At 66.2% G+C, this 24,264-nt stretch carries 25 protein-coding genes; 10 read left to right on the top strand and 15 right to left on the bottom strand.

Going from position 1 to position 24,264, the window contains the following annotated elements:
• Window positions 1-43 precede the first annotated feature (43 nt).
• Both serA and ACFXP9_RS13830 read right to left on the bottom strand, forming a co-directional pair.
• Window positions 44-1,633 carry a phosphoglycerate dehydrogenase gene (gene serA, locus ACFXP9_RS13835; protein WP_397209040.1) on the bottom strand — a complete coding sequence of 530 codons (1,590 nt, stop codon included), beginning with the start codon at window positions 1,631-1,633 and terminating at the stop codon, window positions 44-46.
• Between the two features lie 114 nt (window positions 1,634-1,747).
• Window positions 1,748-2,896, bottom strand: a complete 1,149-nt coding sequence (locus ACFXP9_RS13830) for a phosphoserine transaminase (protein ID WP_397209041.1) — start codon at window positions 2,894-2,896, stop codon at window positions 1,748-1,750.
• 225 nt (window positions 2,897-3,121) lie between these two features.
• On the opposite strand from ACFXP9_RS13830, the gene serB reads away from it, so the two are divergent.
• The gene (gene serB, locus ACFXP9_RS13825; protein WP_397209043.1) at window positions 3,122-4,000 is read left to right on the top strand and encodes a phosphoserine phosphatase SerB; all 879 of its coding nucleotides are present in this window, start codon (window positions 3,122-3,124) and stop codon (window positions 3,998-4,000) included.
• A gap of 40 nt (window positions 4,001-4,040) precedes the next feature.
• Here serB and ACFXP9_RS13820 read toward each other — a convergent pair whose 3' ends face one another.
• Entirely contained in the window at window positions 4,041-5,099 is a 1,059-nt protein-coding gene (locus ACFXP9_RS13820; RefSeq protein ID WP_397209044.1) for an NAD(P)H-dependent flavin oxidoreductase, read from the bottom strand.
• Window positions 5,100-5,163: 64 nt separating this feature from the next.
• On the opposite strand from ACFXP9_RS13820, the gene ACFXP9_RS13815 reads away from it, so the two are divergent.
• Both ACFXP9_RS13815 and ACFXP9_RS13810 read left to right on the top strand, forming a co-directional pair.
• Window positions 5,164-5,922 carry a TSUP family transporter gene (locus tag ACFXP9_RS13815; protein WP_397209045.1) on the top strand — a complete coding sequence of 253 codons (759 nt, stop codon included), beginning with the start codon at window positions 5,164-5,166 and terminating at the stop codon, window positions 5,920-5,922.
• A 111-nt stretch (window positions 5,923-6,033) separates the two neighbouring features.
• Complete coding sequence (locus ACFXP9_RS13810) at window positions 6,034-6,579, top strand: sulfotransferase (protein WP_397210289.1); 546 nt, start codon at window positions 6,034-6,036, stop codon at window positions 6,577-6,579.
• Window positions 6,580-6,900: 321 nt separating this feature from the next.
• On the opposite strand, the gene ACFXP9_RS13805 is transcribed toward ACFXP9_RS13810, so the two are convergent.
• The gene (locus tag ACFXP9_RS13805; RefSeq protein WP_397209047.1) at window positions 6,901-7,887 is read right to left on the bottom strand and encodes an asparaginase; all 987 of its coding nucleotides are present in this window, start codon (window positions 7,885-7,887) and stop codon (window positions 6,901-6,903) included.
• A 150-nt stretch (window positions 7,888-8,037) separates the two neighbouring features.
• Here ACFXP9_RS13805 and ACFXP9_RS13800 point away from each other — a divergent pair, with 150 nt between their 5' ends.
• The 3 genes from ACFXP9_RS13800 (at window position 8,038) to ACFXP9_RS13790 (ending at window position 10,548) form a co-directional block, all read left to right on the top strand.
• Window positions 8,038-8,562 (top strand): invasion associated locus B family protein, encoded by a 525-nt coding sequence (locus ACFXP9_RS13800; RefSeq protein ID WP_397209048.1) that lies wholly within the window; start codon window positions 8,038-8,040, stop codon window positions 8,560-8,562.
• A 315-nt stretch (window positions 8,563-8,877) separates the two neighbouring features.
• On the top strand, window positions 8,878-10,050 hold the full coding sequence (gene rlmN, locus ACFXP9_RS13795) for a dual-specificity RNA methyltransferase RlmN (RefSeq protein ID WP_397209049.1): 1,173 nt from the start codon (window positions 8,878-8,880) through the stop codon (window positions 10,048-10,050).
• Window positions 10,051-10,200: 150 nt separating this feature from the next.
• Window positions 10,201-10,548: a c-type lysozyme inhibitor gene (locus tag ACFXP9_RS13790; RefSeq protein ID WP_397209050.1), complete on the top strand. Its 348-nt coding sequence runs from the start codon at window positions 10,201-10,203 to the stop codon at window positions 10,546-10,548.
• Window positions 10,549-10,585: 37 nt separating this feature from the next.
• Here ACFXP9_RS13790 and ACFXP9_RS13785 read toward each other — a convergent pair whose 3' ends face one another.
• From ACFXP9_RS13785 to ACFXP9_RS13775, 3 genes are all read right to left on the bottom strand, one after another.
• On the bottom strand, window positions 10,586-11,722 hold the full coding sequence (locus tag ACFXP9_RS13785; RefSeq protein WP_397209051.1) for an alanine racemase: 1,137 nt from the start codon (window positions 11,720-11,722) through the stop codon (window positions 10,586-10,588).
• A complete protein-coding gene (locus ACFXP9_RS13780) occupies window positions 11,719-12,993 on the bottom strand; it encodes a D-arabinono-1,4-lactone oxidase (protein WP_397209052.1) in 1,275 nt (424 codons plus the stop codon). Before ACFXP9_RS13780 ends, ACFXP9_RS13785 begins: the two co-directional genes overlap by 4 nt.
• A 116-nt stretch (window positions 12,994-13,109) precedes the next feature.
• Entirely contained in the window at window positions 13,110-13,943 is an 834-nt protein-coding gene (locus tag ACFXP9_RS13775; protein ID WP_397209053.1) for an LOG family protein, read from the bottom strand.
• Window positions 13,944-14,034: 91 nt separating this feature from the next.
• On the opposite strand from ACFXP9_RS13775, the gene dapD reads away from it, so the two are divergent.
• Both dapD and ACFXP9_RS13765 read left to right on the top strand, forming a co-directional pair.
• Window positions 14,035-14,859, top strand: coding sequence for a 2,3,4,5-tetrahydropyridine-2,6-dicarboxylate N-succinyltransferase (dapD, locus tag ACFXP9_RS13770; RefSeq protein ID WP_397209054.1), 825 nt, complete (start codon window positions 14,035-14,037; stop codon window positions 14,857-14,859).
• Window positions 14,860-15,035: 176 nt separating this feature from the next.
• Window positions 15,036-15,284 (top strand): GlsB/YeaQ/YmgE family stress response membrane protein, encoded by a 249-nt coding sequence (locus tag ACFXP9_RS13765; protein ID WP_397209055.1) that lies wholly within the window; start codon window positions 15,036-15,038, stop codon window positions 15,282-15,284.
• Between the two features lie 79 nt (window positions 15,285-15,363).
• Here the strand turns inward: ACFXP9_RS13765 and ACFXP9_RS13760 are convergent, their stop codons facing one another.
• Window positions 15,364-15,834 carry a YbaK/EbsC family protein gene (locus ACFXP9_RS13760; protein WP_397209056.1) on the bottom strand — a complete coding sequence of 157 codons (471 nt, stop codon included), beginning with the start codon at window positions 15,832-15,834 and terminating at the stop codon, window positions 15,364-15,366.
• A 56-nt stretch (window positions 15,835-15,890) separates the two neighbouring features.
• Here ACFXP9_RS13760 and ACFXP9_RS13755 point away from each other — a divergent pair, with 56 nt between their 5' ends.
• Both ACFXP9_RS13755 and ACFXP9_RS13750 read left to right on the top strand, forming a co-directional pair.
• On the top strand, window positions 15,891-16,232 hold the full coding sequence (locus tag ACFXP9_RS13755) for a hypothetical protein (RefSeq protein WP_397209057.1): 342 nt from the start codon (window positions 15,891-15,893) through the stop codon (window positions 16,230-16,232).
• 132 nt (window positions 16,233-16,364) lie between these two features.
• On the top strand, window positions 16,365-17,612 hold the full coding sequence (locus tag ACFXP9_RS13750) for a lytic murein transglycosylase (protein ID WP_397209059.1): 1,248 nt from the start codon (window positions 16,365-16,367) through the stop codon (window positions 17,610-17,612).
• A 156-nt stretch (window positions 17,613-17,768) separates the two neighbouring features.
• On the opposite strand, the gene ACFXP9_RS13745 is transcribed toward ACFXP9_RS13750, so the two are convergent.
• The 7 genes from ACFXP9_RS13745 to rsfS form a co-directional block, all read right to left on the bottom strand.
• The gene (locus ACFXP9_RS13745; protein ID WP_397209060.1) at window positions 17,769-18,269 is read right to left on the bottom strand and encodes an RNA pyrophosphohydrolase; all 501 of its coding nucleotides are present in this window, start codon (window positions 18,267-18,269) and stop codon (window positions 17,769-17,771) included.
• Window positions 18,266-19,672, bottom strand: coding sequence for a S41 family peptidase (locus tag ACFXP9_RS13740; RefSeq protein ID WP_397209061.1), 1,407 nt, complete (start codon window positions 19,670-19,672; stop codon window positions 18,266-18,268). Before ACFXP9_RS13740 ends, ACFXP9_RS13745 begins: the two co-directional genes overlap by 4 nt.
• A 12-nt stretch (window positions 19,673-19,684) precedes the next feature.
• Window positions 19,685-20,869, bottom strand: a complete 1,185-nt coding sequence (locus ACFXP9_RS13735; protein WP_397209062.1) for a murein hydrolase activator EnvC family protein — start codon at window positions 20,867-20,869, stop codon at window positions 19,685-19,687.
• Window positions 20,866-22,392, bottom strand: a complete 1,527-nt coding sequence (gene gpmI, locus ACFXP9_RS13730) for a 2,3-bisphosphoglycerate-independent phosphoglycerate mutase (RefSeq protein WP_397209063.1) — start codon at window positions 22,390-22,392, stop codon at window positions 20,866-20,868. The genes ACFXP9_RS13735 and gpmI overlap by 4 nt, the downstream gene beginning before the upstream one ends.
• 249 nt (window positions 22,393-22,641) lie before the next feature.
• The gene (locus ACFXP9_RS13725; RefSeq protein WP_397209064.1) at window positions 22,642-23,304 is read right to left on the bottom strand and encodes a glutathione S-transferase; all 663 of its coding nucleotides are present in this window, start codon (window positions 23,302-23,304) and stop codon (window positions 22,642-22,644) included.
• A gap of 5 nt (window positions 23,305-23,309) precedes the next feature.
• Entirely contained in the window at window positions 23,310-23,777 is a 468-nt protein-coding gene (rlmH, locus tag ACFXP9_RS13720) for a 23S rRNA (pseudouridine(1915)-N(3))-methyltransferase RlmH (protein WP_397209065.1), read from the bottom strand.
• Window positions 23,777-24,142, bottom strand: a complete 366-nt coding sequence (gene rsfS / locus ACFXP9_RS13715) for a ribosome silencing factor (protein ID WP_397209066.1) — start codon at window positions 24,140-24,142, stop codon at window positions 23,777-23,779. The genes rlmH and rsfS overlap by 1 nt, the downstream gene beginning before the upstream one ends.
• Between the last annotated feature and the right edge of the window lie 122 nt (window positions 24,143-24,264).

Below are 24,264 nucleotides of genomic sequence, written 5' to 3'. Positions count from 1 at the left end.
CAAACATCTGGCCGGGGGTTGGGTTCCGTTGCTGACGCTGCGATCAGACCTCGAATGCAAGCGGCCTGATCTGTTCGAACTTGCCGGTCGCGGCCAGCGCATTTTGCGCCGCTTCCGGCAGGGCCTCGTCCAGATACAGGATCGCGATCGCATCCTTGCCCGCCTCGGCCCGGCCAAGGGTAAAGTTGGCGATGTTGACGCCCTGCTCGCCCAGGGTCATCCCCAGCGCGCCGATCACGCCCGGCACGTCCTTGTTGCGGGTATACAGCATATGCGCCCCGATCTCGGCGTCGATATTGATGCCGCGGATCTGGATAAAGCGCGGCTTGCCATCGCTGAACACGGTGCCGGCAATCGACCGCTCGCGCGAGGCGGTGACGCAGGTCACCTTGATATAGCCGTCATAGACGCCGCCCGCCGCCTGATGCGTGGTGGCAACCTGAATGCCGCGATCCTTGGCCACGACCGGGGCGGACACCATGTTCACATCCGGGTTCGTCGCCTTCATCACCCCGGCAATCACCGCCGCGTTCAGCGCGTTCAGGTTCATATCCGCAACCACACCGTCATACAGCACGTTGATGGCCTCGATCGGCTCGTCCGTCATCTGGCCGATAAAGGCGCCCAGATGCCCGGCCAGCTTGATCCACGGCCCCATCACGGCGGCCTCTTCGGCGGTGACCGACGGCATGTTCAGCGCGTTTTGCACCGCGCCGGTCAGCAGGTAATCGGCCATCTGCTCGGCCACTTGCAGGGCGACATTTTCCTGCGCTTCCGTGGTCGAGGCCCCCAGATGCGGCGTCACCACCACATTGGGCAGGCCAAAGACCGGGCTGGCGGTGGCCGGCTCGACCGCGAACACATCCAGCGCGGCACCGGCGACATGGCCCGATTTCAGCATCTCGGCCAGCGCCTCTTCGTCGATCAGGCCACCACGCGCGGCGTTGACAATGCGCACGCCCTTCTTGGTCTTGGCCAGGTTTTCACGCGACAGGATGTTGCGGGTCTTGTCGGTCAGCGGCACATGCAGGGTAATGAAATCGGCCTTGGCCAGCATCTCGTCCAGCTCGACCTTTTTGACACCCAGCTCCTTGGCGCGATCCTCGGACAGGAAGGGGTCATAGGCCAGCACCTTCATATGCAGCCCCAGCGCCCGGTCAATCACGATCGAGCCGATATTGCCCGCCCCGATGATCCCCAGCGTCTTGTTGAAAACCTCGACCCCCATGAAGCGGTTCTTTTCCCACTTGCCCTCGTGGGTGCTGGTGCTGGCCTCGGGCAGCTGGCGGGCCACGGCGAACATCAGGGCGATGGCGTGTTCGGCGGTGGTGACGCTGTTGCCGAACGGCGTGTTCATCACGATCACACCTTTTTTCGACGCGGCGGGAATGTCGACATTGTCGACCCCGATCCCGGCCCGGCCCACCACCTTCAGGTTACCGGCCTTTTCCAACAGCTTTTCGGTGACTTTCGTGGCCGACCGGATGGCCAGACCGTCATACTGACCGATAATCTCGGCCAGCTTTTCCTTGTCCTTGCCCACATCAGGCAGGTAATCGACCTCGACCCCGCGGTCGCGGAAAATCTGGACGGCGGTTTCGCTCAGCTTATCGGAAACAAGAACCTTCGGCATGTTCGTATCCTTTCGGGTTGCGCGGATATGCGATCCGGCAATGGCATTTCATCTTGGTCAAAATATCCCGGGGGTCCGGGGGCAGCGCCCCCGAAACCACGCCGGCAACGGGCATCAGCCCTGCGCCGCCAGCTCGGCGTTGAAGGCCCATTCGATCCACGGCATCAGCGCAACGACATCGCTGGTTTCAACGGTCGATCCGCACCAGATCCGCAGCCCCGCCGGCGCATCGCGATAGGCCCCGGCGTCCAGCGCCACGCCTTCCTTTTCCAGCCGCTTGGCAACGGCCTTGGCGAATGCGGCACCGTCGCTGATGCGCTCATCGGTGAATTTGACACAGACCGAGGTGGTCGAGGCCGTCGCCGGATCAACCGCCAGATCAGCGATCCAGTCCTTGCCAGCCATGAAATCGCGCACCGCTTTGGCATTGGCATCGGCCCGCGCGATCAGCGCGTCCTTGCCGCCCAGTGATTGCGCCCATTTCAGCGCGACAAGGTAATCCTCGACGCACAGCATGGACGGGGTGTTGATGGTCTCGCCCTTGAAAATCCCTTCGTTCAGCTTGCCGCCCTTGGTCATGCGGAAAATCTTGGGCAGCGGCCATGCCGGGGTATAAGTTTCCAGCCGCTCGACCGCGCGCGGGCTGAGGATCAGCACGCCATGCGCGCCCTCGCCGCCCAGCACTTTCTGCCAGCTGAAGGTCACCACATCCAGCTTGTCAAAGGGCAGGTCCATCGCGAACGCGGCGCTGGTGGCGTCACAGATGGTCAGGCCCTCGCGGCCGGCGGGAATAGCGTCGCCATTGGGCACACGCACGCCGCTGGTGGTGCCGTTCCAGGTGAACACCACGTCCTTGTTGAAATCGACCTGCGCGAAATCGACGATCTCGCCATAGGGGGCCTTGCGCACGGTGGCGTCCAGCTTCAGCTGCTTGACCACATCCGTGACCCAGCCCTCGCCAAAGCTTTCCCAGGCCAGCATTTCCACGCCACGCGCGCCCAACAGCGACCACAGCGCCATTTCAACCGCACCGGTGTCGGATGCGGGCACGATGCCGATGCGGTAATCGGCGGGCACATTCAGGATCTGGCGGGTCAGGTCGATGGCCTCGGCCAGCTTGGCCTTGCCAACCGCCGACCGGTGCGACCGCCCCAGGGGCGCGTCAGCCAGCATATCCAGATTGTAACCGGGAATCTTGGCGCAGGGGCCAGAAGAAAAGCGCGGGTTTACCGGACGCGCAGCCGGGATCGTCGTATCGGTCATGAACTAGCCTTCCAGCTATATGGCCCCTCGTTGGGGAGGGGTGTCCCGCTGCCGGACATACGCCACGCGGATCGCGATTTCAAGGCCCGTGATCTGCCGCGCAGCCCGGCGCAGCGGTGCCGCAATGGCCGGGGGTGGCGCCTGTGGGCGCTGGCGCAGGGCCGGGCTTTGCGTTAACCAGACCGCGATCCACGATCTGACCCCACGATCTGACAAGGTGCGCCAATGCTGACCGTTTCCATCATGGCTTCGCCCACGCGGGCCGACCTCACGCCCGAGCATGTCGACCATCTGCGCGGGCTGTTCGACGGCGGCCATGTGATCTGGCTGAACCCCGGCGTGGCGGCGGAATTCCCGGTTCAGACCCAGCCGGGCAACTTCTGGCACCACTGGCACGACCTTCAGAAACGCGGCTTCGATCTGGCCATCCAGCCGACCGACGACCGGGTGAAGTCGCTGCTGATCGCGGATATGGACAGCACGATGATCATGCAGGAATGCATCGACGAACTGGCCGATCATGCCGGGGTCGTTGACCGCGTGGCCGACATTACCCGCCGCGCCATGAATGGCGAGCTGGATTTCGAGCAAGCCCTGACCGAACGCGTCGGCCTGCTGGCCGGGCTGTCGACCGATGCCATCGCCGAGGTGCTTGAGACCCGAATCACCCTTGCGCCGGGGGGGCGGGCGCTGGTGGCGACGATGCGCGAACAGGGCGCCTATACCGCGCTGGTTTCAGGCGGGTTCACCGATTTCACCGATGTCGTCGCCGCAAGGCTTGGTTTTGACGAACACCGCGCCAATACGCTGTCATCCGATGACGGGGTGCTGACCGGCCATGTCGGCCTGCCCATTCTTGGCCGCGACGCCAAGGTTCAGGCCCTGACCCAGATCTGCGACCGGCTTGGCATCACCCCCGCGCAGGCCATGGCGGTGGGCGATGGGGCCAATGACCTTGGCATGTTGCAACTGGCTGGCACCGGGGTGGCGCTGCACGCCAAGCCCATCGTGGCGGAACAGGCGCGGTTCCGCATCAATCACGGCGACCTGACGGCGCTGCTGTATCTGCAAGGCTATGGCGCCGACGAATTCGCCACCGGCTAAGCCGCCGCGCTGACTGCGGGCGCGCGGGCCGATGGCCGCGTCAGGGGGCCGGGCCGGGGCCGTCCTGCGCCCCCGCCGCATCGCCCTGCCCGGCAAGCCACGCCACCACCTGCGCCGCCGGCAGGGCACGCGCCTGCGCCGCCCCCGTTCCCGCCCAATGCGCGCCATAGCCCGTCTGCCCAGCCGCCAGCGCAGCCGCATTCAGGGCTTTGCCGGCATCATAGGCCACCGGATAATCAGGCGCCCCGGCACCGTCGATGCCGGTAAAGCGGTTGCGCAGACACCGCGCCCCCCGCCCCGAGATCGCCCGCGTCATCACCGTGTCCCCAGCGGCCAGCGCGGCACGGTGGGCGGGACTGGTCGCGGCCTCGGGCGTGGCCAGAAAGGCGGTGCCGCATTGCACCGCCACCGCCCCCGCCGCCAGCGCGGCGCGGGTCTGGGTGGCCGACATGATGCCCCCGGCGGCGATCACCGGCAGGCGCAGGCCGCGCAATTCGGCCAGCAGGTCCAGCGTTGCCAGCCGCGCGTCATCGGCCTGCGGATCAAAGACGCCGCGATGCCCGCCCGCCTGCCAGCCCTGCGCGATCACCGCGTCCAGCCCGGCATTCTGAACCATCTCGGCCTCGGCCCGGCTGGTGGCGCCGCCCATCAGCACCGCCCCGCTGCGGCGCAGATCCGCAATGACCGACAGCGGCGGCAGGCCGAAATGAAAGCTGATCACCGCCGGGCGCATCCCGACCAGCAGGCGCTGCATGGCGTCATCCAGCAAAAAACTGGAATAAATCTCGTGCAAGGTCGCGGGCGGGGTGGCACCGAACGCCGTGAAATGCGGGCGCAAATGGTCCAGCCACGCGGATTCGGCCCCGGGGTCGCGGCGCGCGGGGGCGTGGCAAAACACATTCACCCCAAAGGATCGCGCGGTCAGGGCGCGGGTCCGGGCGATGGCGGCCTGCGCGTCCGGGGCCGTCATCGCGCCCAGACCAAGGCTGCCCAGACCCCCGGCGTTACTGACCGCCGCCGCCAGCGCCGGGGTCGAAACCCCGGCCATCGGGGCCTGAATCACGGGGCAATCCATCCCCAGACGCCGCATCAGGTCCATCCTTGCCCCCTTTCACGTTCTGCCCACCCTTTACAGTCGCAACGCAAGCGCAGATCAAGTCAGCATGTTTGACCTTGCCCCCGATCTGATCGCCCTGCTGATGCTGGCCGCCTTTGCGGCGGGATTTGTCGATTCCATCGCCGGGGGTGGCGGGCTGATCACCCTGCCGGCGCTGATGCTGGCCGGGGTGCCACCGGCGCAGGCGCTTGCGACCAACAAGATTCAGGGGGCTTTTGGCGCTGCCACCGCCGCCATCACCTATGCCCGCCGCGGCCATGTCGACCTGCGGCGGCAAAAACTGGCGGCGGCAATGGCCTTTGGCGGCGGGCTGGCCGGGGCGGGGCTGGTCAGTGTGCTGCCGACCGACTGGCTGCGGCTGGTGCTGCCGGTGCTGATGATCGCGATTGCCGCCTTCTTTGCGCTGAAGCCCGGACTGAACGATCTGGACCGGGCACAGCGCATCGCCCCGGCGGGGTTTGCCCTGCTGGTCGTGCCCTGTCTGGGCTTTTACGACGGGCTGCTGGGACCGGGGGCGGGGGCGTTTTACATGCTGGCCTTCGTGATGCTGGCGGGGTTCGGTATCCTGAAGGCGACGGCGCATACCAAGCTGTTGAATCTGGCGTCGAACCTTGGCGGGCTGACGGCCTTTGCGCTGGCCGGCCAGCCGCTGTGGCTGTTGGGGCTGGCAATGGGCGCGGCCCAGATCGCGGGCGCGGCCTGCGGTTCGCGGCTGGCCATGCGCATTGGCGCGCGGCTGATCAAACCGCTGCTGGTGGTGACCTCGGTCGCGCTGGCGCTGCGGCTGATCTGGCAGATGGTCTGAATGCCCGGCACCGGTTTTCGCGCATAAGCTGCGCGGCAATCTAAATACAACCTTGACGTGTTAAAGCGCTTTTGCCACCCTGCCCTGACCAACCCCAGCGGCGAGGCAGTCATGACAGGCAAGGTTTTTGCAATCGGCTTCAACAAATGCGGCACCACCAGCCTGCATGTGATGTTCCGCAAATCCGGCCTGCGATCGTCGCATTTCCGCCACCGGATGCCCGATGGCACGCGCGAGGTGATCGCCCTGCGGATGCATGAAAACGAAACCCTTGGCCTGCCGCTGCTGGACGGCATCGACGACGCCACGTTTTACTGCGACATGGATATGTGCCTGTCCAACGCCTATCTGTCGGGCATCGGGCGGTTTCGCGAACTGGACCGCCAATACCCCGGCAGCCGCTTTATCCTGAACCTGCGCGATCCGGCGAACTGGCTGCGCTCGCGCAGTCAGCACCGGCAGGGCGGTTTCCTGCGCCGGGCGATGGAATACAGCGGGGTGCGGTGCCCCGACCATATGCGCCGGGTCTGGCTGGGGCAGTGGCATGACCACATCGCCAGCGTGCGCAGCTATTTCCGCGACCGGCCGCAGGCGCGATCTGTTTCGACATCGAACGCGACGACCCGGCCCGGCTGGCCCGGTTCTTTGCCGATCTGAACGTGCAGCCAAGGCATTGGAGCCACCGCAACAAAACCACAGCCGAACCCGCCGCCCCCGCCCCGCGCGTTCTGGCGGCGGCCTGACAGGCGGGCGGGAAAAGCCGGCGCTTTCGCTGCCACCAAAGCGCCGGCTGTGAATGGTTAACCCACCACCGCGCGGCGCGGGGGAACGCGCCGGGCGGACAGCGCCATCCTGCCCCGGTGTTTGAATCGGGGGCGCGACACCGCGCTGACAGTTGCGCGACGATTTCGCGACAGGCGCGGGGGCGGTTTCGCGACAGGCGCGGGACGGCGGGGAAAGGGCGCGATGCGCGCCTGATCAGGCCGGAAAGCCCTGCGCCAGCCGCAATTCGCCGGTGCGGATGCCGTTCCAGTTCACCTGCGGGTTGGTGACAAGGCGGTCGACCACGGGATGCGCGGCGTCCAGCACCCCCAGATGCACCAGCAGCGCGGTAATCGCGGCCTCGGACGCGCGGGTGCCGCCATCCAAGATCTTGACCGCCGCCCCCAGCCCCAGTTCGGGGATGATCGCGACGTAAACGGCCTCGGCCCCGGTTTTAACGGCAACCCGGCCTGCGGTGGCGCGCATCAGCTCCGTGCAGGCGCGACCCTGACCGGCAACCAGTTCGGGATGCGCGGTCATCGCATCGCGCAGCCGCGCCATCGCCCGCCCGCGCAGGCCGGGGGGTGGCGCCGCAAAAGCCGCCATGGCGCGCGCCAGCCCGGTGATGGAACAGGCGTGGTTGGGGGCCGAACAGCCATCAATGCCAAAGCCGGGGCTGGTTTCGGCGGTCAGGTCCTCATGCGCCTGTTTGACCGCGCGCTGCACCGGGTGGTCGATCAGGTGATAATCCGCATCCCCGCCAAGATGCCGGCTCAGGGTCAGAAAACCGGCATGTTTGCCCGAACAGTTATTGTGCAACTGGCACGGCGCGGTGTCGGAACAGATCAGCCGCCGCTTTTCATCGGCGTCGCGCGGCAGATGGCTGCCACAGCGCAGGTCCGGTTCCCCCATCCCCAGCCCGGCCAGCCAGTCGCCCACCCCCTGCACATGCAGTGCCGCGCCGGAATGGCTGGCGCAGGCCAGCGCCAGATGGCGGTCGGTCAGCCCTGCCGCATCGGCGGCGCCGCTTTCCACCAGCGGCAGCGCCTGCATCATTTTGCACGATGATCGCGGAAAGATCACCGCCGCCGGGTCGCCCCAGCTTTCGGTCACGCCGCGGTTGTCACAGACCACGATATGCCCGCGATGGGTGCCCTCGCGCAGGCCTCCGCGCCACAGCTCGACCAGATCGACCGCATTCATGGTGAAAATCCTCTGACAAATACGCGATTTTCTGCGCGCGGGCCTTTTGCCCCGCGTCATTTTCGCGTTATCTTGCCGCCATCACGTCGGAATGACCACCGATGTTTGTAAAAACCCGTGAAACCGGGGCCAGAGGCAGGAGGCCAGAGCATGAACCATCTGACGCTGCGCGGCGCATGTGCCGCCCTTATCCTTGCGACCGGGCTTGCCGCACCGGGTCTGGCGCAGGTCTCGACCAATGTTGTCGCGACCGAAGGCGACTGGACCGTGTTCAGCGGCGACAAGCCCAGGGAATGCTGGGCCGTGTCGCCGCCCAAATCGACCCAGAACACCAAGGACGGCAAACCGGTCGAGGTGCAGCGCGGCGATATCCGCCTGTATGTCGCCTATCGCCCCGGATCGGAGGGCGAGGTGTCCTTTAGCGGCGGTTACCCCTTTGCCCCCGACTCTACGGTCGAGGTCAATATCGGCGGTCAGACCTTCAGCCTGTTCACCGAGGGTGAAAACGCCTGGACCGGCAGCACCTCGGAGGATGCCAAGTTGATCGGCGCGCTGCGCGCCGGGTCGTCGGCCACCGTCACCGGCCGGTCGTCGCGCGGGACGAAAACCGTCGACACGTTCAGCCTGTCAGGCATCACTGCGGCCACCAACAAGGCCAAGGCCGAGTGCAAGTAACCTGCTGAACGCGGTCTGCGGGGTCGCCCCCGCAGCCGCAACCCGAGGTGGGACGCGCGCCCGGCAGATGCGCCGTCTGTGGGGATCACGCCCCACATCCGCGGCTTTGCGTGGGGAATCAGGCCCCCATACCCGCGGTTCTTTCTGGGGGTTTCACACCCCCAGACCCGCGACTTTTTGTGGGGGTTTCACACCCCCACACCCCCGTGGGATATTTCCGCCAGGGTGAGGCCCCCGCCGCCGCGCTTGCAGGGCGGGGCGGTTTTGCCTATATTGCGGTCTTTCCGCACATTCCCGCCAAATCGGTGACGCGCCATGACCGCCCCCATCACGCAAGACGTGCTGACCATTCCCCGCAAGCTGCCGGATACGGGCCGCACCAATATTGTCGGCCTGACGCGGGCGCAGCTGCGCGATGCGCTGATCGCCGCCGGCACCCCGGAAAAGCAGGCGAAAATGCGGGTCGGGCAGATCTGGCAATGGGTCTATCACTGGGGGGTGCGCGATTTCGCGCAGATGACCAATCTGGCCAAGGACTACCGCGCCCAGCTGGCCGCCCAGTTCGAGATTGCGGTGCCGGAAATCGTCACCCGGCAGGTCAGCGCCGATGGCACCCGCAAATACCTGCTGCGGATCGCCGGCGGGCACGAGGTCGAGGCGGTCTATATCCCCGAGGAAACCCGTGGCACGCTGTGTATCTCCAGCCAGGTTGGGTGCACGCTGACCTGTTCCTTCTGCCATACCGGCACGCAAAAGCTGGTGCGCAACCTGACCGCAGGCGAAATTGTCGGGCAGGTCATGGTCGCCCGTGACGACCTTGGCGAATGGCCCCAGCCCGGCCAGCCCAAGGACGAAACCCGGCTGGTCAGCAACATCGTGCTGATGGGCATGGGCGAGCCGCTGTATAATTTCGACAATGTCCGCGACGCCATGCAGGTGGTCATGGATGGCGAGGGCATCAGCCTGTCGCGCCGCCGCATCACCCTGTCGACCAGCGGCGTCGTCCCCGAAATTGCCAAGACCGCCGAAGAAATCGGCTGCCTGCTGGCGATCAGCTTTCACGCCACCACGGACGAGGTCCGCGACCGGCTGGTGCCGATCAACAAGCGCTGGAATATCGACACGCTGCTTGGGGCGCTGCGCGATTACCCCCGGCTGTCGAACAGCGAACGCATCACCTTTGAATATGTCATGCTGGACGGCGTGAATGACAGCGACGATGACGCCCGCCGTCTGGTCAAGCTGATTCGCGGCATCCCGGCCAAGATCAACCTGATTCCGTTCAACGAATGGCCCGGCGCGCCCTATCGCCGGTCTGGCTGGGACCGGATCGAGGCTTTTGCCGACATCATCTATAAGGCCGGTTACGCCAGCCCCATCCGCACCCCCCGTGGCGAAGATATCATGGCCGCCTGCGGGCAGTTGAAATCCGCGACCGAGCGTGGCCGCAAATCGCGCGCCGAAATCGCCGCCGAGGCCAGCGCCTGACACCGCCGGAAGGGCGCCGGAAGGGGCCGTGGCACCCCGCCCTGATGTGACGCAAACGTGACCCTGCGCCCCTGCAACCCTGTGGGCGGGTCGGGCATTATGCGGTCACAGGCCCGGCGTGACCGGGTTGTCGCAACAAGGAAATCCGCGATGAAGATGCTTGCCGCCACCACGATTGCCGCGCTGTCGCTGGCCGGTGCCGCCCATGCCGACACCGGCAAGGACGAGGTCAGTCAGGTCAAATACGCCTGCGCCGGAAACGCGGTTCTGGACGTGGTTTACGTCAACACCGCCGCTGGCAATTCCTATGCCATCATCAGCCAGATGGATGAGCTGATCCCGATGCAGATCACGCCGATGGCCTCGGGGGCCAGCTATGCGGCGATGGATGCGAATTATACCTATCGGCTGGACACCAAGGGCGACAACGCCACGCTGGTGACGGTGGATGGCGACAAGGACACGCCGGTCCTGTCCGACTGCACCGCGTCGGAATAAGCCGCGAAGGCGTCTGCGCCCCGTATCGGCCCCCGCATCAGGCCGGGGGCCAGACAGGCCACTGATCGGTGATCTGCCCGCCTTGCAGGACATGCAGGGCGGGAAATTGCTGGATCAGCGCCTCGGACTGGGTGGGGCGCAGCCAGATGCGGTCGGGGGGCGGGGTGCCGCGCGGCAGGACAAAGCCCTGCTGATTCGCGCTTTCGCCGTAAAACGGACTGCCGGTCAGGCCCTGCGGCCAGACCGGGCGCGCCATCCATTTGCCGCCATAAACAAAGGCAATCCGCCCGCCGATCAGCCGCAGGTGGCGCAGCCAGCGCGACAGGCGCGGATGGCCCGGCAAGCCATGCGGCACGCATTTCAGCACCGGCGTGGCAATGAACAGCGCCGGGCGCAGCGCCGCGTTACAGGGCTGGTCGAAATCGGACGGTTTGACCAGCGCCGAACCAAGCGTCAGTTCCGTCCCCGGCCCATCGGGCGGCAGGGTCAGCGCGGTCGAACTGCCGCCGGTATTGACCACCAGATCCCCCGCATTGCCGCCCGCCTGTTCCGCCACGGCCTGCCGAAAGGATGCCAGCCGCGCCATCGCCGCGTTCTGCGCCCACGCGCCGCGCCCCAGCAAGGCAGGCAGGGCGGCGGTGTGGGCCTCGTATCCCATCAGGCCGCGCGGGGTCAGGCCGGGCAGACAGGAAGCCGCCAGATCGCCGGGGTGGGTAAAGCCCCCGCGACCAAGGCCGATATCGACCTCGAACGCGACGGGCAGGTCGCGCCCCAGATCGCGGGCCAGCGCGGCATAGTCCGCCGCGCGGCGGGGGCTGTCGATCAGCCATGTCACCTGCCCGGCGCGGGCATGGCCGCGCAGAAAATCCGCCGCCATCGCCACCGGCGCGGGTTTGCCCATCAGCACCCCGGCGCGGGAAAAGCGGTCCAGCACGCGTGCGGTCAGCGGCAGGTGAAAGCTCATGATCCGGTCTGTCGCCAGCCCCGCCATTGCCGCGGCCAGCAGGTCGGGCGCGGGCAGCGATTTATCGGCAATGCGCAGCGCATAGCCCCGTGGCAGGTCGCGGCGCAGCGTCGCGATATTGGCCGCCAGCGCGTCATGGTCCAGCACCAGCACCGGGCCGTGCAGCCCCGCCGATGCCAGCGCCCGACCCGCCTGTGCGAAACCCGTCACAGCCCCAGCACCCGCCGCAGATAGGGCGACAGAAAACGCCCGCGCGGGTCCAGATCGCGGCGGATCTGCATCGCCTCGTCCCAGCGCGGATACAGGGGTTTCAGCTGTGCCGCATCCAGCCCGTGGCACTTGCCCCAATGTGGCCGCCCGTCATGGCGCATCATCACCGCCTGCACCGCGTCGAACAGCGCCTGACAGGGTTGCCCGGCCTCGTGATGGACGGCGATGGACACCGACGGGCGCTGATAGAACGGCGACAGCCACAGGTCGTCGGCGGCAACGCTGCGAACCTCCATCGGGAAATAGACCTGCGGGAAATCGCGTTCCACCACGCTGATGACATCGGCCAGTGCCTGCGCCCCCGCCTCGGCCGGGACGTGCCATTCGGTTTCGACAAAACGCAGCCCGTCGCGTTCGGTCGGATAGGCCAGATGCCAGTCGTTGATGAAATATTCGGTCGTGTGCGTCATCAGCATCTTGCCCAACAGCCAGCGCCGCAGGGCCGGGGTCCGCCCCAGCAGGCGCCCGGCCAGCCGCAACTGGCGCAGCCCCTGCTGATCGCGGTCGGCGGGGCGTTCGGTGGCGGGCTGGTCGGTCTGTTGGCTTTCCATCCCCAGCGCGGCACCGGAATGGGTGATATAGTAAAATTCGACATTGCGCGCCGCGCCCATCAGGTCGTCGAACCCGTCGATCAGATCGCCAAGCCGCACCGCGAAACGGCGCTTGGCCAGGCGATAGGGCCGCACCGCGCCCATCACCGCCTGCGTCAGGATGGCGCCGGTGCCCAGACCCACGGCCAGCGCCTGAAACATCGCATCGCCGCGCGCCGTCTGCCAGCGCTGGCCCTGTGCATCGACCAGCGTGATGTCATGCAGCATCGCGGAATAACAGCCAAAGTCGCGCCCGGTGCCATGCGTGCCGGTGGCCAGCGCACCCCCCAGCCGCTGGCCATCGACATCGCCCATATTCGACAGCGCCAGATCAAGGGCGTGCATCCGCGCGGTCAGGTCGCGCAGCACGATCCCGGTGCCGGCACGCACCAGCGCCTGCCCATCGGGGCCGGTTTCGGCGCTGACCCCATCCAGTCCGTCCAGCGCGAAATGCAGATCGTCGGTTTCAAGCAGCGGGCTGAAGGAATGGCCCGACCCGACCACCCGCACCGGGGCGGTGGTGGTGGCCAGAAGATCGGCCAGTTCGGCCTCGGAAGCGATGGGCTGGCGCGGGGCGGTGCCCGTCACATTCCCGGCCCAATTGCGCCATTGCGTTGTCATCCCGGCTGTCCCCCCATGCACGTCCAGAAAATGAACAGTGTCGTTCAGTTTCTGGAATGATGCGGCAGGCCGGGTCATATTTCAAGCCCGCGATCCGGCGCCTTGCGCGGGCGGCGTCAGCTGTCCTGACAGGGCAGGTCGTAATCGTCGATAATGGCCACGGCCTCTTCGGCGGTTTCGACGTAATGGAACAGGTCCAGATCCTCGGGGCTGATGGTGCCGGCATCGGCCAGCGCCTGCCAGTTGATCACGCTGTCCCAGAAATCGCGCCCGAACAGCAGGAACGGCACCCGCCGCATCCGCCCGGTCTGGATCAGGGTCAGGGTTTCGAACATCTCGTCCAGGGTGCCGAAACCGCCGGGGAAAATGGTGATCGCCCGTGCGCGCATCAGGAAATGCATCTTGCGAATGGCGAAATAATGAAAGTTGAAGCACAGATCCGGCGTCACATATTCATTGGGCGCCTGTTCATGCGGCAACACGATGCCAAGCCCGATGGAATGGCCCCCGGCCTCGTGCGCGCCCTTGTTGCCGGCCTCCATCACGCCGGGGCCGCCACCGGTGCAGATGACGAAATCGCGGCCATAGCTTTCAAGGCTGCGTTCGGTCATCATCCTGGCAAAGCGATGCGCCTGTTCGTAATAAACCGACAGCGCCGCCAGCGTTTCGGTGCGGGCCTGATCACGGTTTTCAGGCGCCGGAATGCGCGCGCCGCCGAACATGACCACCGTGCTGCGGATGCCGCGTTCATCCAGCACCAGTTCGGGTTTCAGCAGTTCCAGTTGCAGGCGCACGGGGCGCAGATCCTCGCGCAGCAGAAAGTCGGGGTCGGCGAAGGCCAGACGATAGGACGGCGCACGCGTCTGGGGCGTGTCCGCGATGTCGCGCGCCTCGCGGGCGTCCTCGCGGCTGTCGCGGAAGGGGTGGCTGCGATCGTCTTTATCCGTCATGCTGTCCTCTGGCTGACTGGCGGCCGCGTTGCGCGCCCGGCGGTTCAGGCTTATAGCCCCAAGCGAACAGTTTCCACCCGAGAGAAGACGAATGACCAACGCCGCACTGGAATCCGCCATCGAAGCCGCGTGGGAAACCCGCGACCAGATCACCCCGCAAACCACGGGCGAAACCCGCGATGCCGTCGAGGCCACGCTGGAGGCGCTGGACAACGGCACCCTGCGCGTTGCTGAAAGGCGCGGCGACGACTGGCACGTCAATCAATGGGCCAAGAAAGCCGTGCTGCTGGGGTTCCGGCTGAAGGATATGGAACTGCAACCCGGTGGGCCGCAAAATGGCGGCTGGTGGGACAAGGTCGACAGCAAATTCGCCGGCTGGGGCGAAAACCGCTGGCGCGATGCCGGTTTCCGCGCCGTGCCCAACTGTGTGGTGCGCAAATCGGCCTTCATCGCCAAGGGCGTGGTGCTGATGCCGTCTTTCGTCAACCTTGGCGCCTATGTCGACGAAGGCACGATGGTCGACACCTGGGCCACCGTCGGGTCCTGTGCGCAGATCGGCAGGAACGTCCACCTGTCGGGCGGGGTCGGCATTGGCGGTGTGCTGGAACCCATGCAGGCCGGCCCGACCATCATCGAGGATAACTGTTTCATCGGCGCCCGGTCCGAGGTGGTCGAGGGCGTGATCGTGCGCGAAGGCTCGGTTCTGGGGATGGGCGTGTTCATCGGCCAGTCGACCAAGATCGTCGACCGCGAAACCGGCGAAGTCATGTATGGCGAGGTGCCCGCCGGGTCCGTCGTCGTGGCCGGGTCGATGCCGTCGAAAAACGGCGTCCACCTGTATTGCGCCGTCATCGTCAAGCGCGTCGACGCGAAAACCCGTTCGAAAACCTCGATCAACGAATTGCTGCGCGACTGATCAGGCGCGGGTAGAAAGGGGAGGGCTTTCCGCCCTCCCCCTGGCCTGCGGCCATTCCCCCACCCGAGGATATTTTGGCCAAGGCGAAAGCCGCCAAAAAACCGCCCGAACCGCCGAACCGAAACGGTTTTTGGTGCGTTAGGCGGTATATTGCCCAACAGCGGAAGGGAAAGATCATGCAGGGTTTGGGGTGGATTGCCGCCATTATCGTCGGCGGTTTGGCCGGTTGGATCGCCAGCAGCATCATGAAGGCCGATACCGGGATTCTGATCAATGTGGTGATCGGTATTCTGGGCGCGGTGATCGCCAATGCGCTGTTCGCCATGGTGGGGATCAATGCGCAGGCAGGCAGCTGGATTGCCCAGGGCATTGCCGGGCTGGTTGGCGCGGTGATCCTGATCTGGCTGTATCGCGCGATTTCCTGAACGCGCCGCGTGGCGCGAAGGCCATGACCTGAACATCCGGCCCGCGGTGATCATGCCGCGGGCTTTTTACGTTCTGGCCTCAGGCGGTGAAGGGCGCGACCTGTGCCCCGGTCAGCCGCAACAGATCGGCGGGGCGGATGGCAAAGACATGACGCGGGGTGCCGGCGGCGGCCCAGACCATTTCGAAATCCTGCAATCGCGGGTCCAGAAACGCCGTTACCGGGCGCAGATGCCCGACCGGCGCGACGCCGCCGATGGCAAAGCCGGTTTCGGCCCGGATCAGCGCGGCATCGGCCTTGCCCAACGGCTGACCTGCCGTGGCCGTGGCCCTTGCGGTGTCGACGCGGTTGCCCCCGGCGGTCAGGAACAGCACGATATGGCCGGTTTCCTCGCCGCGAAAGATGATGGATTTGGCGATCTGGTCAACGACGCAGCCGACGGCACGGGCGGCATCTTCGGCGGTGCGGGTGCTGTCGGACATTTCTCGGATGTCGGCGGCGATATCTGCCGCCGCCAGCGCGGCCTTGACGCGGTTCAGGCTTTTGCTCATGTGGGTCCCCGGATGGTTTCGGGCCAGCATACGACCTTGATCGGAAAGGAACAGCCATGGCAGGCGAGGTTTACACATTGCTGGTGCAGGTCGGGCGCAAACAGGGCGATGGCCTGCCCGATGGCGCGACCGGCGCCGCGCTGGTCTGTTACGCCAGCGGCCGCGACGAGGCCGAGGCCGTGCGCGAGACCGTCGCCATCCTCAAGGATGCCGGACTGGCGCCGCTGGATGTCACCGGCTACGGCACGCTGGCCGAACGCGAGGCCGAAGGCCATGACATCCCCGACGAGGAACGCGCCCTGATGGCCCGCGCGGCGGATGAAAACGCGGTGATCATCGCCCAGATGGAGCCGTTCTTTCAGGGCTGCCCCGATGCCGGGGACGATACGCTGCACTGATTGCGGGGCTTTGCGCGCAGCCCCCGCGCCCCCTGTGCAAGCCTTCACGCCTGCGTTAGACTGTTGTGAAAACCGCCCGCAAAGGGCCGCAAACCGCAGTGAAGAACCCGCAGTCAAGGAACAGGCACAGACATGACCAGAACCCGCTTTTCCCTCGCCGCTTCGGCCGCGCTGATCGCCCTTGTCGCGGGCTGTGGCGCGCCCGTTTCGCGCGGCGCCCCGGTCGAGATCAAACCCATCCCCACCGCCGCCCCCGGTGACGAGGCCGGGCTGCAACGCTGGGTCCAGTCGTTCCGTCCGCGCGCCTTGGCATCGGGCATCCGCCCCGGCACCTATGACAATGCGATGCGGCTGGCGCGCTATAACCCCGATGTGATCCGGCTTGACCGCAAACAGGCGGAATTCTCGCGGCCGGTCTGGCTGTATCTGGACAGCGCGGTCTCGGATGCGCGCATCCAGACCGGGCGCCAGATGCTGTCGCAGCACGGGCGCACGCTGGCCGCGATCGAGGCACGCTATGGCGTTCCGCGCGAAATCGTGCTGGCGGTCTGGGGGATGGAATCGAATTTCGGCGCCAATCGCGGCAAGATGCAGATCATCCCTTCGCTGGCGACGCTGGCCTATGACGGGCGGCGCGGCGAAATGTTCGCAAAACAGCTGATTGCGGCGCTGAAGATCATTCAGGCGGGCGACACCGACCCGGCGCATCTGGTCGGGTCATGGGCGGGCGCGATGGGCCACACCCAGTTCATGCCGACCAGCTTTCTGGAATATGCGGTCGACTTTACCGGCGATGGCCGCCGCGACATCTGGTCGGACGACCCGACCGACGCGCTGGCCTCGACCGCGGCCTATCTGGCCCGCAACGGCTGGAATCGCGGCCAAAGCTGGGGCGCCGAGGTTCAGTTGCCGTCCAGCTTCCCGATGGGCCAGATCGGCAAAGGCACCCGCAAATCCAGCGCCGCATGGGCCGCACAGGGCGTGCGCCGCATCGGTGGCGGCGGCCTGCCGTCGGGCAGCGGGTCGATCATCATGCCGGCGGGCGCACGGGGTCCGGCCTTCTTTATCACCGACAATTTCCGGTCGATCCTGCGCTATAACAACTCGGACAATTATGCGCTTGGCGTCAGCTTCCTGGGCGAACGCATCGCCGGGCGGGCCGGCATTCAGGGCGCGTGGCCGCGCAGCGACCGCCCGCTGTCCACCGTCGAGCGCAAGGAAATCCAGCAGCGGCTGATGGCCAAGGGCTTTTATCAGGGCGAAATCGACGGCCTGTTCGGGTCCGGCACGATGGAGGCCGTGTCCGCCTTCCAGCGCGCCATCGGGGTGACGCCGGATGGCTATCCGACCTCGATCTTGCTGGGGCAGCTGCGCCGCTGACCCAACAGGCGGCGGCGCCCGTCCGGGGTGCCGCGCCATTGGGTATTTTCACAACGAAGAAGCGACCGTCGGGCAAAACCGCACGGTCGCTTTGTCATTCAGGGTTTCTTCGTTGTCCAAATACCCGGCCCCGGCCCCACAGCCAGGGCACGGCGGTCAGGCAAGGTGATCGCGGAAATCGCGGAACACCTGTTCGTAAACCGCGCGTTTGAACGGCACGATGCGGTCGATCAGGTCATCGGCGCGCATCCATGCCCAACGGCTGAATTCCGGGTGTTCGGTGGCGATATTGACCTGCGCATCCGTCCCCAGATAGCGCATCAGGAACCAGCGCTGGCGCTGACCGCCATATTTGCCGCCCCAGATCTTGCCCAGCATATCCTCGGGCAGGTCGTAATAGACCCAGTCGCTGGACTTGGCGATCACCTCGACCAGATCGGGGGCCAGACCGGTTTCCTCGGTCAGTTCGCGCAGGGCGGCCTCGCGGGGCGATTCGCCTTTGTCGATCCCGCCTTGTGGCATCTGCCAGGCCGCGCCGGGGTTGTCGATGCGCTGGCCGGCAAAGACCATGCCACCCCGGTCGATCAGCACCACCCCGGCGCAGGGCCGATAGGGCAGGCCGCCGGGGCCGCTGCGGTGGCTGTCATCATGGCTCATTCGGGCTTGTCCTTGTCAGCGGCAGCTTTGGGGTTGGTGTCGCTGCGCAGGTCCGTCGCCGCCGTGGCGGAAAAATCGACCGCAGCCAGACCTTTCAGGATATCGACCGCATAGGCCAGCTGGTAATCTTCGTCGCGCAGCTTGGCGGTGGCCTCGACTTCTTTGGCCTCTTGCTCGATCTGCTTTTTCTCTTCCGCGCTGATGGAATCGTTGTTCAGCGCGCCGCGCAGATCGGCCTCGGACCGGGCAAAGCTGGACTGGGTCTTGGGCTTGTCCTCATCGGCCTCGGGCTTGGGCCTGGGTTGGGCCACGATGATATCGGGCTGAATCCCCAGCGACTGGATCGACCGCCCCGATGGCGTGTAATAGCGCGCCGTGGTCAGGCGGATGGCGCTGTCCTGTGTCACCGGCATCACCGTTTGCACGCTGCCTTTGCCAAAGCTCTTTTCGCCCACGACAATCGCGCGGCGGTGGTCCTGCAAGGCGCCGGTGACGATTTCCGACGCGCTGGCCGATCCGCCATTGATCAGCACCACCATCGGCTTGCCATCGGCCATATCGCCGGGCTTCGCGTTCCAGCGTTCGCTGTCCTCGGGCTTGCGGCCACGGGTGCTGACAATTTCGCCCTTGTCGAGGAACGCATCGCTGACGTCGATCGCCTGGTTCAGCAGGCCGCCGGGGTTGTTGCGCAGGTCGATGACAAAACCCGTGACCTTGTCCATGCCACCGGCGTCCTTGACCGCCTTGGCCATCTCGGTCTTCAGGGTCGACATGGTTTCATCATTGAAGGTCGAGATGCGCAGCACCACGGCGTGCCCCTCGACCCGCGATTTCACCACGGTCAGCTTGATCGTGTCGCGGGTCATGGTGATGTCGAACGGTTCTTTTTCTCCCTCGCGCAGGATGGTGACGGTAATGTCCGACCCGACCGGGCCGCGCATCATGTCCACGGCCTCGTCCAGCGACAGGCCCATCAGCGATTCCCCGTCCACATGGGTGATATAGTCGCCCGCTTTCACCCCGGCCTCGGCGGCGGGGGTGTCGTCGATGGGCGAGATCACCTTGACCAGCCCGTCTTCCTGACCGACCTCGATCCCCAGCCCGCCAAAGCTGCCACGGGTCTGGGTCTGCATGTCTTCGTAATCGTCGCCCGCCATAAAGCTGGAATGCGGGTCCAGCGAGGTCAGCATCCCGTTGATCGCGGCCTCGATCAGCTTTTTGTCGTCAACCTGTTCGACGTAATCGGCACGGACACGTTCGAACACGCTGCCGAACAGGTCCAGCTGTTCGTAAACCGAGACCTTCTTGTCGGCCTCCTGCGCGATGATCGGACCGGCCAGTTGGGTGGTCGCGACGATACCAGCCAGCGTGCCACCGATGCCTGCGATCAGATATTTCTTCATTCTGTCCTTGCCTTAGTCCTGTGTTTCGGGCGCGGCGGCCTCGACAATGGGATTGAGCACAAACCATTCCGCCGGGTCCAGCGTTTCCTTGCCGTGCCGCAGTTCGACATACAGGGTTTCGGTCTGGCCCGCACCCCCGCCCTTGGCGGCATTGCGCACGAAACCGACACCGAATTCCTGTGCCGGGGCCTCGGCGCCGCCCATCAAACCAATGGGTTCGCCGGATTTCAGCACATCGCCCACCTCGCCAAAGACCTGCGACAGCCCGGCGAAGACCATCAGATAGCCCCGTGCCGGTTCGACGATCATCACATTGCCGTAATCCAGCAGCGGCCCGCGATAGCGCACGGTTGCGGGCCAGGGGGTGGTGACCAGTGCTGCGGGCGCGGTGGCGATGATCATGCCGGGGCGGCGCACCCCCGCCGCGTCGGGCTGGTCATAGCCGCGCAGCACGCTGCCCATCACCGGCATCCGCAGGCTGCCTTGCGCGCCTTCGAAATCGCCCATCGGGGCACCGACATCTTCCTCCATCGTGGCGATACCAGCGGCGAACTGGTCCAGCGTGGTGGCGGAATCCTTCAGCATCTGCAATTCCTTGGGCGTGCTGGCAAAACGCGGCGGCAGATGTGACCGGTCGCTGACGGCGCTGGCCAGCAGGCGGCGGGCCTCTTGCACCTGCCCCAGGCCCTGCGCCAGCTCATTCGCCGCCGCCTGTTGCAGGGCGCGGACCTTGTTGATTTCCTGCAAATCGCCGCGCAACGCCTCGGCCTGTGCCTGCAAGGCCGGCGCGACCGAGGTCAGCACCATCCCCGAATGCGCGGTGGCATCCGGCCCGGACGGGTGCAGCAGCAGCGTGGTTTCGGGGCTGCGTTCCATCGCCACCATCACCCCCAGCACCCGCCCCAGACGGTCGCGGCGCGCGTCAAAGCCCTGCCGGATCTCGGCCTCGCGGATCGAGGCGCGGCGCAACCCGTCCCGCAACGCGCCAAGCCCCTGTTCATAGGCGCGGATCATCCGGGTCAGCGCCACCACCTGATCGTCAGCGGTCAGCGCCGTGTCGATCTGGCTGATGGCGTCGCGCAATTGCTGTGCGGCCCCGGCGGCCTGTCGTGCCGCATCTTCGACCGCGTCGGCAGACAACGGCAGCGGTGGCGCCAGCAGGGCCAGCGCCAGACAGATCGCGCGGATCGGCCTCATGCCCGGCGGATCAGGCTGTGGCCGGTCATTTCCGGCGGCAGGTCCAGCCCCATCAGGTCCAGAACCGTGGGTGCGACATCGGCCAGCCGGCCGTCCTGAACCGTTGCCCCCTGCGGCGCGCCAACCACGATCACCGGCACCGGGCTGGTGGTGTGGCTGGTATGCGGGCCGCCGGTTTCGGGGTCGACCATGACCTCGCAATTGCCGTGATCCGCGATGATCACCGCCGCCCCGCCCTGCGCGGCCAGCGCCGCCAGCGCCTGACCCAGCCCCTTGTCGACCGCCTCGACCGCCTTGACGGCGGCGGGCAGGCTGCCGGTATGGCCGACCATGTCGGGGTTGGCATAATTCACCACGATCAGGTCATAGCGGTCATTGATGGCCGCGATCAGCCGTTCGGTGACCTCGGGGGCGGCCATTTCGGGTTGCAGGTCATAGGTCGCGACCTTGGGGCTGGAGGGCATAAAGCGGTCCTCGCCCGGTTCGGGGGATTCCTTGCCGCCGTTCAGGAAGAAGGTGACATGGGGGTATTTCTCGGTCTCGGCCAGCCGGAACTGGCGCAGCCCCCTGGCCGCGACCCAGGCCCCCAGCGTGTTGACCACCTGTTTCTTGGGGAAGGCGCTGGTCATAAAGTGGTTATGGACATCGGAATAATCGACCATCCCCAGCATCGCGGCCCATTTCGGGCGCGGGCCGGTGGCGAAATGGTCGAACCCCGGTTCGCCAATGGCGGACAGGATCTCGCGCGCGCGGTCGGCGCGGAAATTCAGACAGAAAATCCCGTCGCCATCCACCGCACCGGCATAGCCGTCCAGAACCGTGGGCTTGATGAATTCATCGCTTTCGCCGCGCTCATAGGCGATGCGCACGGCGCTGGGGGCGTCGTCGGCGCGATATTGCGCCGATCCGGCCACCATGGCCGCGTAAGCCGCGGCGATGCGTTCCCAGCGATGGTCGCGATCCATGGCGTAATAGCGCCCGATCACCGTGCCGATCCGCGCCCCCTCGGGCAAGGCGGCGTGCAACTGGGTGATGAAATCCAGCCCGGAATCGGGGGCCACGTCGCGGCCATCGGTGACCGCATGGATCACCACCGGCACCCCCTGCGCGAAAATGTGACGGGTGGCGGCGATGATGTGGCGGATATGGCCATGCACCCCCCCGTCCGAGATAAGCCCGATCAGATGCGCGGTCCCGCCGCTGGCCTGCATCGCGGCAACGAAATCGCCCAGCGCGGCATTGCGCACGAAACTGCCATCCTCGATCGCCAGGTCGATCTGGCCCAGATCCATCGCCACCACGCGCCCGGCGCCGATATTGGTGTGGCCGACCTCGCTGTTGCCCATCTGCCCCGAGGGCAGGCCCACATCAGGCCCATGCGTGACCAGCGTGCCATGCGGACAGGTCGCCATCAGCCGGTCCATGACCGGCGTATCGGCCTGATCGGGGGCGCTGGTTTCGGGGCGGTCGGACAGGCCCCAACCATCCAGAATGCACAACATGACGGGATTGCGGTCGCTCATCGGGGCCTCCTGACGGGAAATACAGGCCGGGTTTACGCCCCTGCCCGCCCTGCCGCAAGCAAAGCCGGCACACTGCGCGGGGTTTTGCGCCGATGGGGGCTTTGCCCCCCGGCCTGCGGCCGCCCCCCAAGGTATTTGCAACAGAAGCGAGGTCAGATGACGGCGCGCCACCCTCGCTTCTGTCACAAATACCTTCAGGGGGTGAATGGCCACCGGCCAGAGGGGGCGCGAGCGCCCCCTGACCCCGCCTCAGCCCGCTTGCGCGCCGCTGAACGCGCCGCCCTTTTCCAGGGCCCGCTGATAGGCGGGGCGGGCGTGGATGCGGGCCAGCCAGTTTCTGATCGCGCTGTGATCCGCCGCACCCAGACGCAATGCGGCCATTTCGACGGGAAAGCTCATCGCGATATCGGCCACGGTGAAATCACCACCCGCGAACCATTCGCCTTGCTGCAACTGCTGGTCCCAGAACGCAATCTGCCGGGCCAGGTCCGGGCCGGTAAAGCCGTCATGGACGCCTTTGACCAGCTTGCGGGCAAGCGGGCGCAGCAGCGCCGGGCTGCGGTCCACCATCTTGTTAAGCACCAGCGACATGACCAGGGGTGGCATGGCCGACCCTTCGGCATAGTGCAGCCAATAGGTCACATCGCGCCCGGTTTCGGTATGTGGATCGGGGCGCAGGGGCGAACCTTGGGCCATTGCCTCGATGATCGCGCCGGTTTCCGCGATGATCTGCCCGTCGCGTTCCACCATCGGCGCCTTGCCCAGCGGGTGCAGCCGGCGCAGGCTTTCGGGGGCCAGCATGGTTTTCGGGTCGCGCCAGTGCTGTTCGATGCGATAGGGCTGGTCCAGCTCCTCGGCCAGCCAGATGATGCGGTGCGACCGGCTTTCGTTCAGGTGATGAATGGTCAGCATATGCCTTAACTTCGATGATAGGGGCTGCCCGACAGGATGGTCGCGGCACGATAGATCTGTTCGGCCAGCATCACCCGCGCCAGCATATGCGGCCAGACCATGCGGCCAAAGCTGATCGCCAGATCGGCGCGGTCGCGCAGCGCCGGGTCGATGCCATCGGCACCGCCGATCACGAAACACACGTCGCGGGCCTGATCGCGCCAGCCGGCCAGACGTTGGGCAAATTCCGGCGAGGTCGGTTGCGCGCCGCGTTCATCCATCACCACCAGCGCGGCGCCGTCGGGGATGGCGCGGGCGATCAGCGCGGCCTCGGACGCCATGCCGCCGCCTTTGCGGTCGTCAAGCTCGACCAGATCAACGGGCGGCAGGCCAAGGCCGCGGGCCGCCTTGGCAAAGCGGTCAAGGTAATCGCCCACCAGCGCGGCCTCGGGGCCTTTTTTCAGCCGCCCGACGGCGACCAGCACCAGCCGCATCAGTGTGACACGGCGGGGCCGGGTTGCGGGGCGCTGGCAGGGGACTGGCGCAGTTCGGCCAATGCGTCGGCGGGCATCCACATTTTTTCAAGCTGGTAAAAGTCGCGCACTTCCGGGCGGAAGATGTGAACGATCACGTCATCGGTGTCGATCAGCACCCAATCGCCCTGCTCCTTGCCTTCGACGCGGACGGGGCGGCCGGTCATCTGCTTGACACGATCAGCCAGTTTTTCGGCCATGGCCGCGACCTGACGGGCATTGCGCCCCGAGGCGATCACCATATGGTCGGCCATCGACGACCGGCCGCGCAGGTCGATGCTGACCACATCTTCGGCCTTGTCATCGTCCAGCGAGGTCAGGACCAAATCAAGAAGCGCCTTGGCCGGCGCGGTTTTCGGGGTCGCGGCAGGGCTGCTGGGCGACGGGGTCTGGGTGGACAGGGGGTATTCCTCCGGGTCACGCGCCGAATGGCCCCCGGCGCAGGGGC

The organism is Paracoccus jiaweipingae, from assembly GCF_044335505.1.
In the GTDB taxonomy this organism is placed as follows: domain Bacteria; phylum Pseudomonadota; class Alphaproteobacteria; order Rhodobacterales; family Rhodobacteraceae; genus Paracoccus.
Note: the sequence above shows the minus strand (reverse complement) of the source record. Positions and strands in the feature narration are given on the sequence as shown.